Consider the following 2384-nt stretch of genomic DNA (forward strand, 5'->3'; position numbering starts at 1 on the left):
GTCCGCAGGCCGCATGAAACCCGACGAATTAACGGTTCCGACCACTAGGCTCCGAACCCGTGCACCGGGAGACTTCCGCACCACGGATCCGATATCCGGATCATCACCTCGTCACGGCCGCGGACGATCGCGCGCCCGTCGGCCAGGTTCGCCGGCAGGCTCCTTTTCCCACGCCCAGAAGGAGATCATCCGAGTGACCACGACTGTCAAGACCACGAACGTGTTCGATTTCGCGCCCAACGACAGAACACTGCTCGACGCGGAGATCGCCGCTCTTGAGAACCTCGAGAGCGGCGACTTCAGGAATCTCCCGCCGGCGACCGTGGCAAAGTTCGAGGAACTGCGGGGAGCGGGGGCCTTCACCGCGACCAGGATCCCCGGAGCCGATGCCGGCGTCCAGCTCGACGCCGGCGTGCTGGTCCCCCTCAGGCCGGGGCCGAACCCGGTCGTCATCATGCCGGCTCCGCTGGCGTCGACGGGGTGGAAATCGTATCCGGGGATGCTGTTGAACTTCGCACTCAAGGGATATCTGGCGGTCGCGTACAGCGAGCGTGGGCTCGCCGACTCCACGGGGAAGATCGACGTCGCCGGTCCGCGAGACCGGGCGGACGGCTCGGCCGTGATCGACTGGGTACTGAACACCTATCCCGACCGCGCAGATCCGGATCGAATCGGGTTCGCGGGGTCGTCCTACGGCGCCGGCCAGAGCCTGATCATCGCGGCGCACGACGACCGGGTGAGGGCCGTGTGCGCGCAGAGCGCCTGGGCCGATCTGGGCTGGTCGCTGTACGAGAACGAGACACGACACCTGCTGGCGTTCGAGGAGCTCACCAAGCTGTTCGGCGAGGAGAACCTCTCCGCCGAAGTCAAGGATATCTTCGACGACTTCCGGGCCAATCAGAATATCGAACGGTTGCTGGAGTTCAGCGCGGTCCGTTCACCGGTGACCTACCTGAACGAACTCAACGCCAGGAGGGTCCCTATCTTCCTCGGCACCTACTGGCACGAGACCATCTTCTCGGTGCCCGCGGTGGTGGAGTTCTTCAACGCACTGATCGGTCCCAAACGTCTCCTGGTACTGATCGGAGATCACGGCGGCGACGAGATCAAGGGATTTCTCGGCGGTATCAGTCGTCCGACAGCGACGGCCTTCCGCTGGCTGGACCGCTTCGTTGCCGACGAGGAGAACGGCGTGGAGAACGACGGCGACGTGCACACCGAGTACATGCACAACCTGTTCACGGTCAAGAAACTCGCCAACTGGGACTCGTACACGCTGCCGCTGCGGCGCTACTACCTGAACGCACCGCTGCCGGGGACATCGGACGGCTCATTGACTCCTCAGCCCAACTCCGGGGGGAGCCACACCTTCCGGGCCGGCACGGACACCCCCGCCCTGATAGCCCCGGCCCTGGTCCAGACCGGCATCCTCGAAAGACTGGGGGCTCCGATCGTGTACGAGACCTCGGAGATCTCCCGCGAGGACGCCGCGGTGTGGTCGACCGAACCGCTCACCGCACCGAGTCAGATCATCGGGACCGTCTCGGCGCATCTCACGGTCACCCCGTCCGCGAAGAGCGCGACGCTCGTGGCGCACCTGTTCGACGTCGACCCGGGTACCGGTAAGGCAAAAATCATCACCAGCGCGCCCTTCACCCTGCTCAACGACCGCGAGGGAGAGACGCGGACGATCGACATCCACCTGCAGCCGGCCGACTACCGCATCACGCCGGGCCGCCAGATACAGCTGGTCGTGGACACCAAGGACAGATTCTTCGGCGACGCCACCGTCACCAACAACAAAATCGAGATCTCGTCCACCGACGGCTCCTCGTCCTACCTGGACATTCCGCTCGGCGAGATTCCGCTCGAGAACGACTAGCCGACCGGATCCCACGGCGCACGCCTACCCGGGCCGGAACCGTGGTCGCGGTTCCGGCCCGGGCTCGCCCGGGTGCGGATCGGCAGGATCGCGCCGCAGCCCGATGTGCTGGTCCATCGTGCGTCGTCGAGCTCAACTATGATTGCATCGTCCTCGACGGTATTGCGGTCTGTGATGGTCGGAGGTTTACATGGCGCCTGCGCCACGGTTTCATCGGGTCGCCGCACTGCAGCGGCGTTTCGTGGACCGCGAACCGGTGCTGGCGGCTTTCGCCGAAGAGCTGACCCATATAGGTGACGGTCCACGGGTCTTCAACGCCACCGGCGTGGGCGGTATAGGTAAGTCACGACTACTGCGCGAGTTGAAGGACCGGACGGCAACCCGGTATCGAACGGCATCACTCGATCTGCAGGTACACTCGTTGCGCCAGCAGGAAGAAGAACTGGCGGTGCTACGCAACGAACTGGGGTCGCAAGGGGTCCACTTCGATCGCTTCGACATA

Annotated in this window: 1 protein-coding gene and 1 pseudogene; both read left to right on the forward strand. The window is 64.6% G+C overall.

What is annotated here, in order from left to right:
• Positions 1-193: 193 nt before the first annotated feature.
• Positions 194-1882, forward strand: a complete 1689-nt coding sequence (locus tag AC08OQ_RS18940; RefSeq protein WP_476602355.1) for a CocE/NonD family hydrolase — start codon at positions 194-196, stop codon at positions 1880-1882.
• Between the two features lie 190 nt (positions 1883-2072).
• Positions 2073-2384, forward strand: a pseudogene (locus AC08OQ_RS18945) (aminoglycoside phosphotransferase family protein); the annotation flags it as partial.

Source organism: Frankia sp. CcCS3, assembly GCF_977927575.1.